General features: G+C 45.7%; 15 protein-coding genes and 1 riboswitch. Of the genes, 8 read left to right on the forward strand and 7 right to left on the reverse strand.

Going from position 1 to position 19652, the window contains the following annotated elements:
* Positions 1 to 134 precede the first annotated feature (134 nt).
* Positions 135 to 917, forward strand: a complete 783-nt coding sequence (locus NSU15_RS28185; protein WP_076119153.1) for a flagellar motor protein — start codon at positions 135 to 137, stop codon at positions 915 to 917.
* A complete protein-coding gene (locus tag NSU15_RS28190; protein ID WP_339288317.1) occupies positions 914 to 1753 on the forward strand; it encodes a flagellar motor protein MotB in 840 nt (279 codons plus the stop codon). The genes NSU15_RS28185 and NSU15_RS28190 overlap by 4 nt, the downstream gene beginning before the upstream one ends.
* A 467-nt stretch (positions 1754 to 2220) precedes the next feature.
* Here the strand turns inward: NSU15_RS28190 and gcvH are convergent, their stop codons facing one another.
* Positions 2221 to 2613 (reverse strand): glycine cleavage system protein GcvH, encoded by a 393-nt coding sequence (gene gcvH / locus NSU15_RS28195; protein ID WP_042131286.1) that lies wholly within the window; start codon positions 2611 to 2613, stop codon positions 2221 to 2223.
* A gap of 277 nt (positions 2614 to 2890) precedes the next feature.
* A riboswitch (glycine riboswitch) is annotated at positions 2891 to 2988 on the forward strand.
* A gap of 186 nt (positions 2989 to 3174) precedes the next feature.
* Here gcvH and gcvT point away from each other — a divergent pair.
* The 3 genes from gcvT (at position 3175) to gcvPB (ending at position 7204) form a co-directional block, all read left to right on the forward strand.
* Positions 3175 to 4287, forward strand: coding sequence for a glycine cleavage system aminomethyltransferase GcvT (gene gcvT / locus NSU15_RS28200; protein ID WP_076119150.1), 1113 nt, complete (start codon positions 3175 to 3177; stop codon positions 4285 to 4287).
* 107 nt (positions 4288 to 4394) lie between these two features.
* The gene (gcvPA, locus tag NSU15_RS28205; protein WP_339288318.1) at positions 4395 to 5747 is read left to right on the forward strand and encodes an aminomethyl-transferring glycine dehydrogenase subunit GcvPA; all 1353 of its coding nucleotides are present in this window, start codon (positions 4395 to 4397) and stop codon (positions 5745 to 5747) included.
* Positions 5744 to 7204: an aminomethyl-transferring glycine dehydrogenase subunit GcvPB gene (gene gcvPB / locus NSU15_RS28210; protein ID WP_042131289.1), complete on the forward strand. Its 1461-nt coding sequence runs from the start codon at positions 5744 to 5746 to the stop codon at positions 7202 to 7204. Before gcvPA ends, gcvPB begins: the two co-directional genes overlap by 4 nt.
* Before the next feature lie 335 nt (positions 7205 to 7539).
* On the opposite strand, the gene NSU15_RS28215 is transcribed toward gcvPB, so the two are convergent.
* The gene (locus NSU15_RS28215; protein WP_339288319.1) at positions 7540 to 10554 is read right to left on the reverse strand and encodes an efflux RND transporter permease subunit; all 3015 of its coding nucleotides are present in this window, start codon (positions 10552 to 10554) and stop codon (positions 7540 to 7542) included.
* A gap of 276 nt (positions 10555 to 10830) precedes the next feature.
* Between NSU15_RS28215 and NSU15_RS28220 the strand changes: the two genes are divergently transcribed.
* Positions 10831 to 12389 (forward strand): IS3 family transposase gene (locus tag NSU15_RS28220; RefSeq protein WP_139328618.1). Its coding sequence is split into 2 segments (ribosomal slippage): positions 10831 to 11464 and positions 11464 to 12389, totalling 1560 coding nucleotides; the frame shifts between segments, so codons are not numbered across the junction.
* Between the two features lie 88 nt (positions 12390 to 12477).
* Here NSU15_RS28220 and NSU15_RS28225 read toward each other — a convergent pair.
* From NSU15_RS28225 to NSU15_RS28245, 5 genes are all read right to left on the reverse strand, one after another.
* Positions 12478 to 13632, reverse strand: coding sequence for a cation:proton antiporter (locus NSU15_RS28225; protein WP_339288321.1), 1155 nt, complete (start codon positions 13630 to 13632; stop codon positions 12478 to 12480).
* Between the two features lie 220 nt (positions 13633 to 13852).
* Positions 13853 to 14176, reverse strand: coding sequence for an L-rhamnose mutarotase (locus NSU15_RS28230; RefSeq protein WP_076119142.1), 324 nt, complete (start codon positions 14174 to 14176; stop codon positions 13853 to 13855).
* A gap of 124 nt (positions 14177 to 14300) precedes the next feature.
* A complete protein-coding gene (locus tag NSU15_RS28235; RefSeq protein WP_339288324.1) occupies positions 14301 to 15461 on the reverse strand; it encodes an ABC transporter permease in 1161 nt (386 codons plus the stop codon).
* On the reverse strand, positions 15454 to 16629 hold the full coding sequence (locus NSU15_RS28240) for an ABC transporter permease (protein WP_339288325.1): 1176 nt from the start codon (positions 16627 to 16629) through the stop codon (positions 15454 to 15456). The genes NSU15_RS28235 and NSU15_RS28240 overlap by 8 nt, the downstream gene beginning before the upstream one ends.
* Positions 16630 to 16649: 20 nt before the next feature.
* Complete coding sequence (locus NSU15_RS28245) at positions 16650 to 17585, reverse strand: ABC transporter ATP-binding protein (protein ID WP_042131295.1); 936 nt, start codon at positions 17583 to 17585, stop codon at positions 16650 to 16652.
* A gap of 167 nt (positions 17586 to 17752) precedes the next feature.
* Between NSU15_RS28245 and NSU15_RS28250 the strand changes: the two genes are divergently transcribed.
* Together NSU15_RS28250 and NSU15_RS28255 are read left to right on the forward strand one after the other, a co-directional pair.
* On the forward strand, positions 17753 to 18910 hold the full coding sequence (locus tag NSU15_RS28250; RefSeq protein WP_042131296.1) for a sensor histidine kinase: 1158 nt from the start codon (positions 17753 to 17755) through the stop codon (positions 18908 to 18910).
* Between the two features lie 56 nt (positions 18911 to 18966).
* Positions 18967 to 19620, forward strand: a complete 654-nt coding sequence (locus NSU15_RS28255; protein ID WP_339288327.1) for a response regulator transcription factor — start codon at positions 18967 to 18969, stop codon at positions 19618 to 19620.
* Positions 19621 to 19652: the final 32 nt, after the last annotated feature.

Here is a 19652-nt window from a genome sequence, read left to right on the forward strand (position 1 = left end):
AAAGTATAACGTGAAACTTATACTTCCTTATAATTAAAAAATATGGAAGATAAGAATATGTGTTCCCGTTCATTATACAGTGTTGATGAAATCGATGCAAACCATAATACATAGAAATGTTAGGAGCTTAAAGCATGGATATCACCTCAATAATCGGCCTATTGGCTGGACTGGCTGCGTTAATCGGCGGCTATCTCTGGGAAGGCGGAAGCCTCTCAGGTCTGCTGCAGCTTAATGCAGCTTTGATTGTCTTCGGAGGTACAATTGCCGCCGTTATGATCAGTTTCCCGGCATCTAAGCTACGCTCCATCCCAACAGCACTGCGCATGGCCTTCGGCAGCAACCCTGATCGTGATGTAGAAAAAGCAGAAGAACTCATTTCAATGGCAACCGTGGCGCGTCGCGGCGGTGTGTTAATGTTAGAAAAACAAGCAGAAATACATCCAGATCCTTTTACACGCGAAGGTCTACTTCTGATTGTCGACGGCACTGACCCAGAACAGGTTAGGCAAATTCTTGAACTGGAAATGGACGCTAAGGAACTGAAGCATGAGAGCTACGCCAAAATTTTTGAAGCCGCTGGTGGGTATGCTCCTACAATGGGAATTATCGGGACGGTGATGGGTCTCATTCGTGTGCTAGGCAACCTTACAGACCCTTCAAATCTGGGCACTTCTATCGCAGTTGCATTTACCGCAACACTGTACGGTGTCGCTATCGCTAATTTAATATTTTTACCCATCGCTTCCAAAATTAAATCCCGCAGTCAAAGTGAGTTACATAGTATGGAAATGCTGCTTGTCGGCATTCTTTCTTTGCAGAACGGAGATCACCCCTTGCTCGTTCGTAAAAAATTAAACTCATTCATCTCAGACACGGACACGAATGACCGCGCAGAAACTAGAGGTCTTCTATGAGACAAAGAGACCGGCGAAAGCGGCGTGTAGAGACTCGGGAAAGCCGCGACCGCTGGATGATTACTTATGCTGATCTAATTACACTTTTGCTTATATTTTTCGTTATATTGTATGCGATGAGCAGCCTGGACACGGACAAATATAATATTGTGACGGGCTCGTTATCCGAGACCTTCAAGTCTGGAAGCACTGTTCTTGACGGTGGGAATGGCATTTTAGATGCTGGGAAGACAACTGAGAGCAGACAGAACAGTGTGGACGGGAATGGTGGGAACGCAGCTGCAACTGCGAGACCGAATGATGGATCTGCTGAACAAACGGAGAACGAAGCACCTTCGGCACGTGAGCTGGCATTTCGAGAACAAGAGGCAAAGCTTGCTGAATTAATGGGTGTGATCACCCAATATGTCGAGGCAAATAATCTCGGAGAACAAATATTTGTTGCTGACAAACCACAAGGGATAGAAATCACCCTCAGTGACCGTTTTCTCTTTGATGCGGGTAAAGCTAATTTGAAATCTCCAGCCTTTCCTGCCCTTCAGCAGTTGTCTGGTTTATTCAAAGACATCGGCGCAAAGATTAGCATTGAGGGACATACCGATAATACGCCAGTATCTTCGGCTTCGCACTATAACGACAACTGGGAGCTATCAGGTGCTCGTGCGCTGTCAGTGCTGCGCTTTTTCTTAGATCATGAAGGGTTGAATCCCGACAATTTTCAATACGCGGGTTATGCTGATACCCAGCCCACAGCGGAAAACATATCAGCAGCAGGTAAGCAAAAGAACCGCCGTGTAGAGATCATTGTGCTGCGGCAGCTTCAAGAAGGTGAGTAAGTTTAGAACTAATCAATTATTGATAATTAAGCGTTAAAAATTGCAGCATAATAACAATTCAGAAACTGCTTAAAAATACTACCATAATAGAACCGCCACACTAATTACGGAAAACCTCCCTAATTATTTACTTATTATCTTATTCAGGCGCGTAATTAGGGAATTCCTCCCCGATTATTACTCTTTTTCGTCGGAAATAGTGGTTTTACCGAGATTTTTAAGGAGGAATTCCCTAAAAATCATATTTTCGCGCTAAAAACGTCTAAAATCAGGGAGGTTTTCCCTCATTTCATATCAGTAAATTTGATTCCAAGAAAATTTCCACAATTCCCAACAGAATCGAAGATCTAACGCAAAGTTATCCGAAGTTCCCATAAGAAACACCAAACAGCAAGTCCCCAAATCACAGAAACTTGCTGCTACAAAAATCACACGCGATTAAATTAATATACAGTAAAAAACCTTAATTACTCTCCTACTAATGCTCGGTATCCGGCTGCATCAAGCAAACCTTTTACAGCATCAGCATACTCTCCGTCTACTTCAATTTCAAAGATCCAACCTTCGCCATACGGCTTATCATTGATCAGCTCTGGACTTGCTTCTAATCCGTCATTAATCTTGGTAACCGTCCCAGAGACGGGTGAATACAATTCCGATACAGTCTTAACGGATTCGATACTACCTACGCTGTCACCGGCTGAAATGGCCGAGCCCACTTCTGGAAATTCCACAAATACGATATCGCCTAACAAATGCTGAGCATGATCCGTAATCCCAACACGTACTACGCGTCCTTCCACTTGCTGTGCCCACTCATGCTCTTCGCTGTAAAGAAGGTTATCTAAAACTTCACTCATTTCAAGCCGCCTCATTTCCAAATTGGAATTCTAAATTTAGTTATAGCCTAAGTGATCCCAGAGCATAATGTCAATATTACTAACAGTAAAATAAATTTGTCGTTTTTTTGACTTTTTCTTGTTGACAGCGCCCTCCTATACCCGTTTAATGGAGACATACAAGAAGAAACGACGTTGTCGTCTTTTTATAGACGATAACCGTTTCTCGAAGAAATATAAGGATAATGTATAATGTGAAACATATACTTTCTTATATTTGAAACAAATACAGTTGCGGATGATGGCATAGGGAGAGACTGTCTCACTTGAAGACGGCGCCGAAGGAGTAAACCCTAACAGGGTGAATCTCTCAGGCAAAAGGACCTTTGTCGGACGTATCTCTGGAGAGCATCAGACGCAGGGCGAAGGTGCGTCAGGTCACCAACGGGGAAACTTGCAGGTTAGTTACGCAGGGTAACTCTCAGGTACAAAGGACAGAGCAGAAAGCGATTAGTGCATTTATGCATGATTGCTTCTGCCTGTCCTTTTTTCGTATGTAATCAGATCAAGGGGAGTGACGACATGGATGCTTTGAAAAGAACGCCTTTTTATGATCTCTATTCCGCTTATGCGGAGTCCAGATGCATTGATTTTGGCGGCTGGGAGCTGCCAGTACAATTTACAGGTATCGTGAAGGAGCATGAAGCCGTTCGCCAGCAGGCTGGACTGTTCGATGTATCGCATATGGGTGAATTCATGGTGATCGGGAGCGGTGCAGAAGCCTTTTTGCAAAAGATGACGACTAACGATGTCAGCCGCCTAACCGATGGTGCGGCACAATATACGCTGCTCTGTTATCCAAACGGCGGAGTTGTAGACGATTTACTCGTGTATCGACTAAGTGAGGGTCGTTATATGCTCGTCGTTAATGCCTCCAACATCGATAAGGACTTTCAGTGGCTGCAGGAGCATCTGACCTCTGAATTCGGTGAAGTCACACTCACTAATGTCTCCGACGAGACGCTTTTACTTGCCTTGCAAGGTCCGCTGGCAGAGACTATACTCGCGGAAGTTACTGATGCTCCTATCTCAGCCCTCAAGCCTTTCCACTTCATCGAACGCGCTACCGTCTGCGGTGTAGAAGTATTGATCTCCCGTACAGGTTATACCGGTGAAGATGGCTTCGAAATCTACGCTTCGCTGGATGGTGCAGGAGCGTTATGGAACGGGCTTCTTGCTGCGGGTGCTCCTCATGGATTAACACCTGCTGGCCTGGGCGCACGGGATACCCTGCGTTTTGAAGCGAAATTGCCGCTGTACGGTCAGGAACTGTCAGCTGATATCACGCCGCTTGAAGCAGGATTGCAGTTCTTCGTGAAACTAGACAAAGCAGACTTCATCGGTCGTGATGCGTTAGTGCAGCAAAAAGAAGCCGGTCTTCCCCGCCGCCTTGTCGGTCTGGAAATGATTGATCGAGGTATTCCGCGCTCCCATTACCCCGTCTATGCAGACGGCGTTAAAATCGGAGAGGTCACAACCGGAACACAATCGCCAACGTTGAAGCGTAACTTGGGATTGGCTCTGCTTGATACAGCTTATAGTGAAATAGGCACAGAGGTTTACGTAGAGATCCGCGGCAAACAGCTTAAGGCTGTCGTGATTAAGGCCCCTTTTTACAAGTATAAACGCCTTTAGCGTCCATATAAGGACGGTGAGCTTTTAAGCGAGAAATAGAAGGATAAAGTATAGCCTGAAAATTGTACTTTCTTATATTTTAAAAAAAGCCAAGGAGTGAAACCTTAATGAAGCACCGTTATCTGCCCATGACTGCACAGGACCGCGAAGAGATGATGGAAGCCGTCGGGATTCAGTCCATAGATGAGCTGTTCTCCGATATTCCTGAAGCCGTCCGTTATCAAGGCACTATGCCGATGTCTGAACCACTCGATGAATACGCCCTGCTTCGTCACATGAAAGGTCTGGCTGACCGAAATGCCGACTTTGATTCTCACGCCAGCTTCCTCGGCGCCGGATTATATGACCATCACATCCCTGTGGTGATCAACCATGTCATTTCCCGTTCAGAATTCTACACTGCTTACACCCCTTATCAACCGGAGATCAGCCAAGGCGAACTGCAAGCGATCTTCGAATTCCAATCCTACATTTGCGAACTAACCGGTATGAAAGTAGCCAATGCCAGCATGTATGATGGCGCAACCGCATTATCCGAAGCAGCCGTCCTCGCAGCTGGTGCTACCAAACGCAAAAAATTAATTGTCTCCCGCACCGTTCATCCTGAAGCGCGCCAAGTGTTACGCACATCGGCTAATGCTTGGGGTCTTGAGGTAGTGGAGATTGACTATAGAGACGGTGTTACCGATCAGGCTAAGCTTGCTGAGGCCATTGATGGTGATACGGCTGCAGTACTGATGCAATCGCCTAACTTCTTTGGCAGCATCGAAGATCTTAGCTCCGTTGAGCCGCTGATCCATGCTGTTAAAGGGTTGTTCGTCGTCAGTGCAAATCCGATTGCTCTTGGCGTACTTGAAACACCGGGTAAGCTTGGAGCCGACATCGTAGTCGGTGATGCTCAGCCACTCGGTATTCCAGCCTCCCTCGGTGGTCCAACTTGTGGATTCTTCGCCGTAGCGGAACATTTGATGCGCCGTATGCCGGGCCGTATCGTCGGTCAAACCGTTGACCGTAACGGTAAACGCGGCTTCGTTCTGACACTTCAAGCTCGCGAACAGCATATTCGCCGTGAAAAAGCGACATCGAACATTTGCTCCAATCAGGCGCTGCTAGCTCTTTGCGCGTCCGTCTATTTGTCCGTTATGGGCAAAGAAGGTATGCGTGAAGTTGGCGAGTTGAACATTCGCAAAAGCCATTACGCCGCTAATAAACTTAGCGGACTAACAGGTACTGAGCTTACCTTCTCCTCCCCATTCTTTAACGAGTTTGTCGTGAAGCTTCCGGAAGGAAGCAGCGTGAGCGCAATTAATTCCAAGCTGCTGAAGGAAGGTTATCTCGGCGGTTATGATCTGGGCCGTGATTATCCTGAACTTTCTGGACAAATGCTGATAGCCGTTACGGAAAAAAGAAGCAAAAACGAAATCGATCAATTCGCTAGCGCACTGGAGGGCTGTTTATGAAACCGGAGCAAAGTCTAATTTTTGAATTAAGTCGTCCCGGCCGTTCGGCCTATTCCTTGCCACTTTGCGATGTGCCGCAGGAAGAGAGCATTGAAACGCTCATTCCGCAAAACCTGCTACGTAGTGAACCCGTCGTACTCCCAGAAGTATCGGAAGTGGATGTCATTCGCCACTACACTTCGCTTTCACGCCGTAACTTCGGTGTAGACAATGGCTTCTATCCGCTAGGTTCGTGTACGATGAAATACAACCCGAAGATTAACGAAGATGTTGCACGCATCGTAGGCCTAGCTAAAATCCACCCGTATCAACCGGAAGAAAGTATTCAGGGCGCACTGGAATTAATGTATACCCTGCAAAATGACTTGTCCGCATTAACCGGCATGGATGCTGTATCTTTACAGCCAGCCGCAGGTGCGCATGGTGAATGGACCGGTCTCATGATGATCCGCGCCTACCATGAAAGCCGCGGCGAGACCCGCACGAAGGTTATTGTGCCAGATTCCTCGCATGGCACCAACCCTGCAAGTGCTTCAGCAGCAGGACTTGAAACGATTACGATCCCTTCCACGGATAAAGGGATGGTTGATCTTGAAGCACTGAAAGCAGCGGTCGGCAGCGACACAGCCGCCCTGATGCTGACTAACCCAAGCACACTCGGCTTGTTCGAGACCCAAATCGTCGAGATTGCTGAGATCGTGCATGAAGCAGGCGGCTTACTCTATTACGATGGAGCCAACTCCAATGCTATTATGGGCATCACCCGTCCAGGTGACATGGGCTTTGACGTTGTGCATTTGAACTTGCATAAGACAATGAGTACCCCGCATGGCGGCGGTGGCCCTGGAGCCGGACCTGTAGGTGTAAAATCCATTCTGATTCCGTTCCTACCACAACCAACTGTGGTGAAAAACGAAGATAGCAGCTTCTCACTCGACTTCGGCGGACCTGAATCCATTGGACGCGTGAAAGCTTTTTACGGAAACTTTGGTATTCTCGTTCGTGCCTACGCCTATATCCGTACCTATGGTCCAGACGGACTGCGTGAGGTATCGGAAAATGCTGTGCTGAATGCGAACTATATGATGCATCGCCTTGCGCCATATTTTGAAATCCCATATCCGGGTGTATGTAAGCATGAATTCGTAATGTCCGGCAAAAATCTCAAGCAATATGGCGTTCGCACCTTGGATGTTGCCAAACGATTACTCGACTTCGGCTACCACCCGCCAACCGTGTACTTCCCATTGACGGTAGAGGAATGCATGATGATCGAACCGACGGAAACCGAAAGCAAAGAAACGCTCGATGGCTTCATCGATACGATGATCCAGATCGTGAAAGAAGCGCAGGAGACACCGGAAATCGTAATCAACGCACCGCATACCACAGAGATCAGCCGATTGGATGAGACACAGGCAGCTCGTAAACCGGTATTAAATTGTTCTTGCGGTTAAGTTCTCTATATTAACAAGTAACAATAAACAAGGCTGAAGCCAGGTGTTTAACACCTGGCTTCAGCCTTGTTTATCTTTTATCAGATAGCATTCTTGTCCTAATAGTAAGGAACAACGGCGTGGATCAGATTTACCTGAAGTGCCTTTAGGACCCAGCAGATGCTATTCGTCCATTTACTGGCTTATTGAGTTACTATCGGACTCCTGAGTCCGATGCATCATTGGAGCAACAAAAAGAGCCATGATTCACACTTCGTTCCGAGAAGAGTTCATAAACAGGAACATCCCAACAGCATTATCATAGCCGTTGGGACACCCTATTCCTCTAATCGATATTACGCACCATGCGTCGGAGTTTCAGCTTTCACCACGCCTTTGCGCTCCTTAGCAGATTTACGGAAGTAGAACAGTTCGTAAATCGCTGGAACTACAACCAGCGTAAGCAGTGTTGCCGCAGTTAAACCGCCGATGACTACAATCGCCAAGCTTTGTGAGACGATGCTGCCCATCTCGGCATGGCCGAACAGCAGCGGAGTCATGGCGCAAATGGTGGCGATAGCTGTCATCAGAATCGGACGCATCCGTGTTCCGGCCGCTTCCAAAATCGCTTCGCGAATACTCATATGCGCTTCATTCTGCTTAATACGGTCGATAAGCACAATCGCATTCGTGACGACGATACCAATCAACATTAACGCTCCGAATAAAGCGGTAAAGTCAGGCGTTACACCAGATACAATTAGTCCAACAATCGCACCAATCGCAGCTAGCGGCAAGGAGAACATGATTGCCAGCGGAGCACGAAGGGTTTTGAAGGTGAGGACCATGATCAGATACACCAACCCGATGGAGATCAGCGCTGTCATACCAAGGTCAGCGAAATCCTCTGACTGATCAACCGAGGCTCCGCCTGCAAACAGAGTCACACCCTTTGGAAGGGTAAGACTATCGGTTTCCTTTTTAATACTCGCCCCGATTTCAGACACTTTCTTCGGATCAACTTCCGCTGTAATTCTCGCATATGGCTTTCCATCTTTATGGAACAATAAGGCTGGTTCATTCCGAACCTCATAGGTTGCGAGTTGGGACAGTGGCTTTGGACCCTCAGCAGTCATAAGCGTCATTGCCTTTAAATCCTGCTCCGACTTCGGCTCAGCCATAGGATCCAACACTACTCCTGCAGGCGTACCGTCCAGCTCGATCTGCCCCATAGGGATCGGATTCAGCATAGCCGACAATTGCATGGTAATTTCTTGTGCATTCATCTGAGCCGGATCTACCTTAAATGAAAATACTGGTTTGGTATCCTCCATATTGCTGCTGACCTTCTGAATACCCTCCACAGTTTTCAACTTATTCGTAACTTCAGCTGCAACAGCAGTAATATCTGTAAGATTATCACCTACGATATCAATATACTCGCTGGTAGAGCTTGATCCCATCATACTCATCTCGTTCGCAACGAGTGTTGCTCCAGCGTAGGAATCCTTCATATCACGAACATAATTGATGAACGCCTCAGCATCCGCACCTTTTTTCATAACAACGGTATAATCCACCAAGGTCTCCGAGCTGACAGTACCCCACTGGGCCGCATCCGCACTGTTCCCTGACTGCATGATCACCGTTTCCGCTTGTGGCTGTTTCATCAAATCTTGCTCTAACTGTTTTCCTTTTTCCAAGATCTCTTTAACAGGGACATCCTTAGGATAATTTAATTGAACAGAGACATAGCTGGCATCTGAAGCATCAAGCGCACCTTTTGGCATAGTTACATAAGCTGCGATTGAGCCAATCAGAAGAAGAAGACCTAGTGATAAAGTGATCCATTTCCGGCGCAGATTCCAATCTAGGAATCGGGTGAACCATTTAGATGGCTCGTGCTCTTTCATTGAAGTTCTTCTCAGCAGCCATGAGCCTAACAGCGGAACCACCGTCAAAGCTACAACGAGTGAGGTTAGCAATGAATACGTGACCGTTAAGGCAAACGGCAGTAGAAAAGCCTGCAAACTACCACGCAGAAGACCCATCGGCAGAAATACCGCTACCGTTGCAATCGTCGATGAAGTAATCGCTCTAGCCACTTCCCCGGTTGCGCTTATAATCATTTCACGGGAGAAGGGTTCTTTTTGCAGCCTACGGTAAATGTTCTCGATCACTACGATACTATCATCCACCAAGCGACCGACCGCAACAGCTACACCTCCGAGTGTAATGATATTCAGACTTATGCCGGATATATCAAGCAGATATAGGGTAACTGCTAAAGAAAGCGGGATAGAAACCGCCGTAATCAGTGTTGCCCGCAGGTTGCGCAAGAACAACAGAATCACGATCGTAGCGAACAACGCGCCGAGTAATACTTCACGCATCATACTGTTCACTGAAGTAACCACCATATCTGATGTGCTGAATACCACCGCTGCTTCCGCGTTTGGAATGGTTTTGTTAATATGAGCTATGGTATCCTGAATATGATCTCCGACACTCACTGCATTCGCATTTGCTTCTTTGGTCACTATGGCGAAAAGAACATCTTTCCCATTCGAGCGGCTAACGCTTTCTTGATCCTGCTTCAATTCGACGGCAGCGATATCCTGTAGCTTAACGCCCGCGGAAACAGGGAGTTTTTTTAACGTATCGATACTATCTATCGTCGAAACCACGTTAACATTACCTGTCTGGCCACCAATCGTCTGCTCCCCAAGAGATGCTGATACATTACGTCCTTGAAGTAAGCCTAGGACTTGAGGTGTTGTAATTCCCTTCTCAGCCATTAATTTTGGATCAAGCTTCACTCGCACTTGCGGAGTAACTTTACCATATAAGGCGACGTTAGCTACACCTTCTGCTTTTTGCATTTCCGGTATGATCGTTTCTTCCGCAAGCTTAAGGTTTTCTTTGGTCAGACCTTCGTCAAACGAAAGAGTAACCTGTGACACTGGAATCATGGAAGTATTCAATTGAAGTACAAAAGGCGCCATTACCCCTTCAGGGAACTGCAACGAATCTACAACCTTTTGGACCTCCCCAGCAGCATCCTTCATATTTGTTTTTGAATCATAAAAAATATTCACCTGTGCGTATCCGTCTCCGGAAGTGGACAGTATTTCTTTCTTCCCCTTAACAAAAGCGGCCCCAGCCTCAATCGGCTTCGTAACCTTCGTCTCCATCGCATGGGCATCCTGACCCGGCCCAAGCACCGTAACAGTCACTTGAGGATTATCTGCCTCCGGCATAAATTCCATCGGTAGCGAAGTATAGCTCATCCCTCCCACTACAAGAGCCATGACCACTAAAAGCCCCACCGCAGCCTTGTTACCGAACGACCATTTGGTTAACCATTTCATTTTCGTTTCCCCTTCCACCCCATATATTTCTGGTACTCCTCTTATGACTGCCTCATTATGTATTATTTTCCATCCCGAGATTTAGTTTAGACATTTTTGGCCGAAGTCAAAACAGCCCTACGGCTGGTTTTATACTCCGTCTTAAGGCGGGGACCTTCTCCTTCCGAAGTACAGGACGTTAGAGTTGCAAAAAAAAGGGTGCCCCATGATGATATGCTCCCCATATAGTAGACAGGCGAAATAATAAAAACCTGCTGCTGTATGGGGAGTATTTTTATGGAACAAAAGAAGTATACGGCACTCGAAAAATTAACGGTTCTCCAAGAAATTGAACGGGGCGACATTGGTTTGAAAGCTGCGGCCCGAAAGTATGGATTATCCAAAAACTCTATAGTGAAGTGGCGGCAACGTTATCAATTGTATGGGTACGAAGGGCTGGAAGTTCGAAGCCACAACCGTACGTATTCCGCAGAACTTAAACTCCATGCCGTTAAGGATTATCTCGAGGGAGGATTGTCACAAAACCAAATCATCTGCAAGTATAAGATTGCAAGTTCAACCCAACTCGCCAACTGGATTAGGAAGTATAATGGTCATAGCAACAGCTTAACAGCTCATTCAGGAGGATCTAAAGCTATGACCAAAGGACGCGTAACCACTTGGCAGGAACGGATAGATATCGTGCTGTACTGCCTTTCGAACGGAGAAGACTACACGAAGGCGGCAAGCCATTTCCACGTGTCTTACCAACAAATATATAGCTGGGTAAAGAAGTACGAAGCAGGCGGTGAAGAGGCGTTACGTGACGGCAGAGGACGTACTAAAGCGCCCGAAGAACTTACGGAAGCAGCTCGCCACAAACTCGCGATGCAAAAGCTGGAGTACGAGAATGCACGCCTGCGTGCGGAGAATGCTTTTCTAAAAAAGTTAGAGGAACTCGAAAGGAGGAGACGTTAAGAACCATTCGCCAGGAGAACATCTACCTGGCCATTCAAGCCGTTCAACAGGAACAGTCTTGCTCCATTCGACTTATGTGTGACATCGTAGGGATTTCACGGTCAAGTTACTATAAATGGTTGAATCGCAAACCTAGTTCCCGAGAGACCGAAAACGAGAAACTGACAGAGGCTATGCTTCTCTTGTATGAGAAGGTGGAACGAACCTTTGGGTATCGTCAATTGACCCTGCATTTGCGCAGACAAATGAACAAATCTATTAACGCAAAACGAGTATACCGACTCATGAGACGCCAAGGTATCCAGTCTGTCATCCGCAGAAAGAGAAAGAAGTATGTAGGCTCCACGCCTCAGCAGGTCGCGGAGAATGTGCTAAACCGTAATTTTGAGGCGGAAGCTCCAAACCAAAAATGGGTAACGGATGTAACTGAATTCAAATACGGCAAGGGTAAGAAGGCGTATTTAAGTGCAATAAAAGATCTGTATGACAATTCCATTGTTGCTTACGTTCTGGGCCATTCCAATAATAATTCGCTAGTTTTTAACACGCTGGAATTAGCATTACAGGCAGCGCCGGAGAGCCGAACCTTACTCCATAGCGACCGCGGTTTCCAGTATACCTCTCTGCATTTTAAGAAGATGCTGGACGATTCACAACTGAAGCAAAGCATGTCCCGAGTAGGCTGTTGCATTGACAATGGGCCGATGGAATCCTTCTGGGGAACAATGAAATGTGAGAAGTACCACTTACATACCTACCAGACCTTTGAAGAACTCCAAACAGATATTGATACCTACATTCACTTTTACAATAACGAACGGTTACAGGCAAAATTAAACGGCCTCAGTCCCATTGAATTTAGGACTAAGGCCGCTTAAACTACTTTTATTTTTTGTACTGTCTACTTGACGGGGTGCAGTTCATGAGCCATGTAAATGGCTTCGGGACACCCTTTTGCTATGATTTTTATTTTTCTCCCGCGCGTACTGGATCACGGAACATATATTTTAAGAGCGGCGGTGTTACAAGTGTAGTTACAATGACAACAATAATTACGGAAGTAAAATACTGCTGCTGTAACAAGCCGCTTTGCAGACCTGTTGCCGCGATGATCAACGCAACCTCACCCCGCGAAATCATCCCTGAACCAATAATAAGCGACGAATGGTTATTAAAGCCTGTAAGACGCGCACCCAGACCGCCACCAAACAACTTGGTCAGAATGGCGACAACAGCCAGCAAGAGCACGAACCCGATTTGACCGCCAACCCCTTCAAAGGAAACATTAAGTCCGATACTTACAAAAAAGACCGGAACAAAAATCGAGTACGCTATAGGCTCAAGCTTGGTTTCCACCGTATGTTTAAAAGAGGTTTGAGATATAGCAATCCCAGCCGCAAAAGCACCGATGATGCCTGCCATCCCCATAATTTCAGCAAAATACGCGAACGCAAAGCAAATCATTAGCGCCGCTGCTATAACAGCCTCCGTCACCTTTAGCGGAGCCATCCATTTCATAACCCGAGGCACAACGAACCAACCCACAACAAGCGCTACAGCGAAGAACAACACTTTTTTCGTAATTAAAAGACCAATGGACACTGATTCTCCTGTGCCGAAAAAGCTCATTAATACAGCGAGCAAAATAACAACCAGGATATCATCGACTACAGCGGCTCCCAGAATGGTAGAACCTTCACGTGTATTCAACTTATTCATATCCTTCAGTACCTGAACCGATATACTGACCGATGTTGCACTAAGAATGACGCCCATAAACATAGCATTATGATAAGCAAAACCAAACATTTCTCCAATGGCGAATCCACCTAGAAAAGGTAAAATAATACCTCCAACGGCTACTGCGAAAGCTGATTTCCAGTTTTTGCGCAGTTGATCCAGATCCGTCTCAAGCCCAGCGATAAACATTAATAATAGAACACCGATCTCCGAAAAATAATGAATAAACTCTCCATTCTGAATCCATCCCAGTACGGCAGGGCCCAGTATAATACCGACAATTAGCTTACCCAGTACCGACGGTTGTCCCAGTCGCACAGATAAATCACCAGCTAGCTTGGTGAATAGTATAATCAGCATAAGATATAGCACAAACTCCATGTTTCATCCACTCCCTTGTTGTATATAAGAACTGCCAACCAGGGACATCCCAAGCCAAAAAAAGACAAAGAGGAGCCCTTGTTGACAGGCTCCTCCAAAAAACAAAAAATTATTCAATTTAACATTATTAAATATATTATAACCGTAATATAAAAGACTGTAAACAAGATACGCCGATAATATACAATATGCAAATTTTAGTTAATAAAGAATCAGCTCACTATTTTAGATAGAACACTTCGTTTAAGGGCTGCATCGGCACCTCATCATTGAAATCAAATGAGCCTTCAACCATCTTTGAAGTAATGGCATTCCATCGGTTGCAGGCGTCACTTTTAGCAATGTAATCGAAAGCCGCTTCAGTATCCTCACATTCAAAGCAATAAAAAAACTGATTGCCATTCTGAAAGATAGAATAGTTAGAAATACCAGCCTTACTGTGCTCCTCCAAAACTTCTGGCCAAGGATTTAAATGCATGGCTACATACTCTTCCAGACATTCTTCCTTCACCCGCCATGTCCAAGCCAATTTATTGCTGCTCATCTGTTCATCCTCCTAGAAATGCCCTCTATTGTACATAATAAGAATCAAATACATTCGATACCTATTATTGTACCTGAAGGAAACAGGTCAGGCTATGAATATCTAACTTTCCATTTCAAAATACCTAAGCGTTGATTCCTGCTTGGCTTGGACGGAGAATGGCAGAACCAATTGCCAGCAGCACAGCGGCCATAAGTCCTAAGATGGCAAAAGGTAACCATAACTCATTCCAGCCACCTCCAGTTGCAGCGATATCAACGGCTTGGATGGCCCATTTTTGCGGAACAAAATTAGCCGCCTTCTGCATATAGTCCGGCATAATGGATAAGGGCCAGAAGCAGCCTCCAAGCATACAAGTGGGTGTGATAATAAGGGAATTCAGCATACCAGCATTATTAGGATTACGAATTAACCCCGCCACTGTACTCGCGATTCCCATGGACACCAGCATAAATGCCGCAAGAACAAGGAAATATAGATAGATTGGAACTTCATAATCATAGTGCAGCACCCAGCGGCCTAAAGCCAGCACTACGACGATCTGAATCATACCGACCATGAAGCTGCCCAGAAAATTACCAATCGCAATTTCGTAAGAACGAACCGGAGCACTGAACATCCGCATCATGGTTCGTCCTTTTCGATCATCCATAATCAACGATACAGAGCTCGTGACCAGGCTCATGAGGAACATTAGTGTTAAACCTGTAACAACTCCTAGTCCCTCCCGAGGATACAAATTATAATCGGTTCGAATGCTGCCTATACTATGCTGTTCCGCTCTTTGCATAACAGTAGTGAACTGTGCGTCAACGTCATTAGATCCTTCATTTGCTGCTCCAATAGTCGCGGCGGTACTCCGCATCTCATCAGCAATCGCACTTGCTTTTAATTTGATCATAACAGAAGTTTCATTCGTCTTAAGCTCATACACACTAATTTGTGGTTCTTCCCCGGCAAGTAGTGCTGAAGTGAACCCTGCTGGAATCAGAATCCCCGCTTCTCCATTCTGATCTATAACACCTTCTCTTAAAGCAGTCTCGTCATTCTTTTCTACAAATTTATATTCACCGGAATTTTTTAGTTCAGTGAGCAAGTGCTTACCTGCAGCCCCGTTATCCATATTGGAATACAATACAACCGCTGGGTTCTCCCCCATCGTTCCAGTAACGGAAACAATACCTGCAAGTACAATACAAGGAAGCAGAATATATATAAGCACACCCTTCCTAGTACCAATGGTTCGTTTCACCATGTTCCAGCCAATCGTTAAGATTTTATCCATGATAACCCACCTTCCGGTACGAGATTGCTGCTGCACTGAACAACACTAGACAGATCAGCGATAGAACTCCCAAATTCGGCATGATTTGTGATACATCGGCATGTAACATCATTTTCAAAATCGCCTGCATTGCCCAATGGTTAATCGTAAACGCTCCTACAGAATTCATCCACGATTCAGAAAGTGGAGCCATCCCTCCACTAATGAAGGTCATACTTACTGTAAGCAGTGTAACGATATTTCTTGCGCTTGCTCCAGTCTTACTGAACATAGAAATAACGATAGATAATGTCATCGAAGCCACAATCATCAGTAGGCAAAATAGGAGTAACAAGCCCGGCCGATTTCCCCAATTTACACCGAAGAGCACATTCGTTAGAATAATAATCGCTGCGCACTGCACTATACTTACAACACCTACACCAAGCATTTTACCAATGAATAGCTCAGATCCTTTAACAGGCATTGAATTTATCCGGAAGAGGGTATGATTTTCTTTTTCATTAAAAAGAGAGGTACAAACCGTCAAGCCGCTATATAGCAGGAACATCAGCATCATGGATACTGCATAGAACTGTGAAGAAGTATATGAATACCCTCCCTCGCTCAATTCTCCAAGTTTTACGGAAGGCTGATTACTGGTGGAATTAGGTGCCATAACGTTTAATGCTGCCGGACCCAGTGTCAAAGCTACAGACTGTTTATAATTAAGAGTCTTTAAAAAGTTATCGAATACCGTTCCTGCCACTCTATTGTCTGTACTTTTTTTGCCAAGTATAAACTCCAGCTGTGCGGCTTCACCATTCTGAACCTTACTATCAAAGCCTGGAGGGACAACAACCGCATAGCCATATTTTCCTGTTCGTAGACCGCTTTCTGCTGCCTCTCGACTATTTACTATAATCGGGGTAATAATATCCTTAAGTGATGTTGATTTCAAAAAGCTGTCCATCATCGTTGAGCTCTCATAGCCTTCGCCAGAAAGATTAACAACAGCCACTCGCACAATATCGATATTAGAGGAGCCTCCTTTATCACCAACGACACCGGAGAGCGAAGCACCTAAGAGAAAGATCAACAACAGGGGCAGTAAAAACATATTTAATATCATAGAGCGTGAGCTAAATAATCTTCGCAGCTCATAGATCATAATCGTCCAAGTATTCATCAAAATAACCCCCCCCCTTTTTAGTCTCGTAAGGTACGTCCGGTCAAGCTTAGAAACAATGTCTCCAGATCAGGTTCTTCAATATTTAGCGAGCCGATAATCCCCTTATGTTTGGCAAAAATAAAAAGGATATCCTGCAGTTCCCCTTGTGAAGAGGGCAAGTACAGCTCGACTACTTCTTCCTTTGCTTCTACGCGTCTAATTCTAGGGTGAAGCGCCAGCTCTTGGATAAGCTCCGGTGTGATATTAGCAGCTTTAATGACGATTTTTTCTTCCTTGGCAACGCGTTCCCGCAGTTCCTTCTCTGTACCACAAGCAATGATATGTCCTTTATCCATGATGGCTACCCGATCACAAATGGCTGCAACCTCCTCCATATAGTGACTGGTATAAATAATAGTTGAGCCGAGCCGATTCAGCTCCTTGACCGATTCAAGGATATGATTGCGAGATTGTGGATCGATCCCCACCGTAGGTTCATCCATAATAATCAACTTTGGACGATGCATGATGGCGCAGGCAATATTCAGACGTCTTTTCATTCCGCCGGAGAATGTTGAGGGCTTCTCTTTAGCACGATCGCTAAGACCTGTGAAAGCAAGAGCCTCTTCAACCCGTTCTTTCAAAAGCTTGCCGCGCAAGCCATATAATCTTCCGAAAAAGGTAACGTTATCCGCCGCTGACATCGTGTCGTATACGGCCAACTCCTGTGGAACCAAACCAATTCTTTTCTTCACCTCAAGTGATTTCGAAGACACAGGCAGACTGTCGATGACAATGTCTCCTCCGTCAATTTTAAGTAAGCCACAGATCATACTGATCGTTGTACTTTTACCCGCTCCGTTCGGGCCAAGCAAGCCAAAGATTTCCCCTTCTTCTATCGTCATATTCACATGGTCCACTGTTAATTTACCTTCATATCGTTTCACCACATCGGTTAATACGGCGATTGCCATTCGATCATCTCTCCTGTCATTTGCGCTTCTATATTTCCAATTTTATACTACTTTTCATCCTACAGGAGGTACGAAAGGTCATCTTTTGAAGGTGACTAAAGTCATCTCCTGAAGTAGTAGGTTAATATGCTAAGATTAGAAGAAACCCTGTAAAGGATGTCTTAGGCGTGACTAGAGAGCTGAATCTATTGCGTTACTTACTCATTATAATTCCAGCTTGTATTAGCATTTACATCTATCCATATGCCGATTATGGAATCTTCACACTGCATATTCTGATGCTTCTATTCCTTGTGGTCATGGTACCAAAGCTGCCCCAATCCCTTCATCCCTTGATAAGCATCATTGAAGTACTATTCACCGCCTGGTTATGCTACCAATACGGCAGTATAATGATTTTTCCAGCGATCTCGGCCTTACTTTATTATTCTAGACTTCAGCCCCAAGCCGTGCCGCTCGTGTTTACGGTTGTGCATCTGATTACCCTGAACATAGCGCTTCGGGATTCTCCACAGCTCATCATTACGTTCATCAACATTACTTTTCTGCTCATCGCCTATCTCAACGAATTATTACAGCGGGCTGGTCGGGGCCGTGAGAATACTCTCCATCTATACGATGAGCTCCGGAAAAAGCATTTCGAGCTGGATGAAGCCCGCAACCGACTGCTGGAGTTTAACACCCAAATAGAAGATGCAGCCCAGTCCAAAGAACGGGTCCGCATCTCACGCCAGCTCCATGACGATATCGGTCACCGCCTGATTCGTATTAAAATGATGATGGAAGCCGCGCTGCACACCTTACCCACCTCGCCTGAGAGCGGAATGCAAATGATGGAGCTCATTCGAGATCAGCTGTCAGCTAGCATGGACGATATGCGCTCCGCAGTGAAGCGTATCAACTATACGCCACAACTAGAGGGTGCTTACGCGTTAGATCGTCTGCTTGAGGAGACAGGACGCGATACGGGAATCGAGACCTCATACCAAGTACTTGGGATACCTTATCCGCTATATCCTAGTATCCAGGTGATCTTGTATAAGAACGCCCGTGAGGCCATAACCAATGCTCTGCGTCATGGAAAAGCAACAGCAATCTGGATTACGGTCGACTTCAGTCATACTGGAATTACGATGGAAGTTAGCAACAATGGAACACTTTCCGAAGAGAATAAGCTAACTACATTGCCGGGAAGTGGTGGTGTCGGAATGAAAGGAATGTTAGAACGAACGCATTTGATCGGCGGAACCTTGGAACTGCGGCAGGAGTCTCAATTCACAGTTGTTACACGATTGCCCATTTATAAGCAGGGAGAGATTGTATAGGGAAGATAGTACCCATGGTTATATAGAAAACTAAATTCGATCAAGGAGACTTGCTAATGATTAAAGTGATGATTGTAGATGACGACCCTTTTATTCGCCAAAGTCTAAAGCTACTCCTAGAATTGGACTCGGAGCTTAAAGTGGTCGGAGCTGCGAGTGATGGAAACGAGGCCTTGAGCTTACTCCAGACTGGAGATGTAGCTGATGTGGTTCTGATGGATATACGGATGCCGGGCTGTGATGGTGTTGAAGGAACAGAGAAAATTAAGCAGGCTTTTCCTCAGGTTTCGATACTGATGCTAACTACTTTCGATGACGATGAGTATATCATTGAAGCTCTACGTAACGGAGCCAGTGGATACTTGCTCAAAAACATACCGCCAGACCGTATCATACAAGGCATCAAAACGGTCAATGAAGGTAATATGCTAATTCATCCCGATATCGCGCGCAAACTGGCAACCTTCCTACAGCCTGCATCCCGTCCTGAATCTCCACAGGCACAGCCGCTGGAGTCCTTCGGACTGACTAAAATGGAATTGGCTGTCGTCGCCTCTATCGCTGAGGGGCATACCAACAAAGAAATCGCAGGACAGCTGTTCCTAAGCGAGGGTACGGTCAAAAATTACATAACGGATATTCTAAGCAAATTACAGCTGCGAGATCGAACGCAAATCGCGATTTTCTATTTAAGAGGTGGGCGGGGGTGAAGTAGGCGGTTTGTTCAAGTTGATTTTAAAAT

This window comes from Paenibacillus sp. FSL E2-0201, assembly GCF_037963325.1.
Lineage (GTDB): Bacteria > Bacillota > Bacilli > Paenibacillales > Paenibacillaceae > Paenibacillus_AQ.

Excerpts from the sequence above, each read along its gene's own strand:
- NSU15_RS28185 (WP_076119153.1), top strand. The coding sequence starts at position 135 with ATGGATATCACCTCAATAATCGGCCTATTGGCTGGACTGGCTGCGTTA.
- NSU15_RS28190 (WP_339288317.1), top strand. The coding sequence starts at position 914 with ATGAGACAAAGAGACCGGCGAAAGCGGCGTGTAGAGACTCGGGAAAGC.
- gcvH (WP_042131286.1), bottom strand. The coding sequence starts at position 2,613 with ATGAGTGAAGTTTTAGATAACCTTCTTTACAGCGAAGAGCATGAGTGG.
- gcvT (WP_076119150.1), top strand. The coding sequence starts at position 3,175 with ATGGATGCTTTGAAAAGAACGCCTTTTTATGATCTCTATTCCGCTTAT.
- gcvPA (WP_339288318.1), top strand. The coding sequence starts at position 4,395 with ATGAAGCACCGTTATCTGCCCATGACTGCACAGGACCGCGAAGAGATG.
- gcvPB (WP_042131289.1), top strand. The coding sequence starts at position 5,744 with ATGAAACCGGAGCAAAGTCTAATTTTTGAATTAAGTCGTCCCGGCCGT.
- NSU15_RS28215 (WP_339288319.1), bottom strand. The coding sequence starts at position 10,554 with ATGAAATGGTTAACCAAATGGTCGTTCGGTAACAAGGCTGCGGTGGGG.
- NSU15_RS28225 (WP_339288321.1), bottom strand. The coding sequence starts at position 13,632 with ATGGAGTTTGTGCTATATCTTATGCTGATTATACTATTCACCAAGCTA.
- NSU15_RS28230 (WP_076119142.1), bottom strand. The coding sequence starts at position 14,176 with ATGAGCAGCAATAAATTGGCTTGGACATGGCGGGTGAAGGAAGAATGT.
- NSU15_RS28235 (WP_339288324.1), bottom strand. The coding sequence starts at position 15,461 with ATGGATAAAATCTTAACGATTGGCTGGAACATGGTGAAACGAACCATT.
- NSU15_RS28240 (WP_339288325.1), bottom strand. The coding sequence starts at position 16,629 with ATGAATACTTGGACGATTATGATCTATGAGCTGCGAAGATTATTTAGC.
- NSU15_RS28245 (WP_042131295.1), bottom strand. The coding sequence starts at position 17,585 with ATGGCAATCGCCGTATTAACCGATGTGGTGAAACGATATGAAGGTAAA.
- NSU15_RS28255 (WP_339288327.1), top strand. The coding sequence starts at position 18,967 with ATGATTAAAGTGATGATTGTAGATGACGACCCTTTTATTCGCCAAAGT.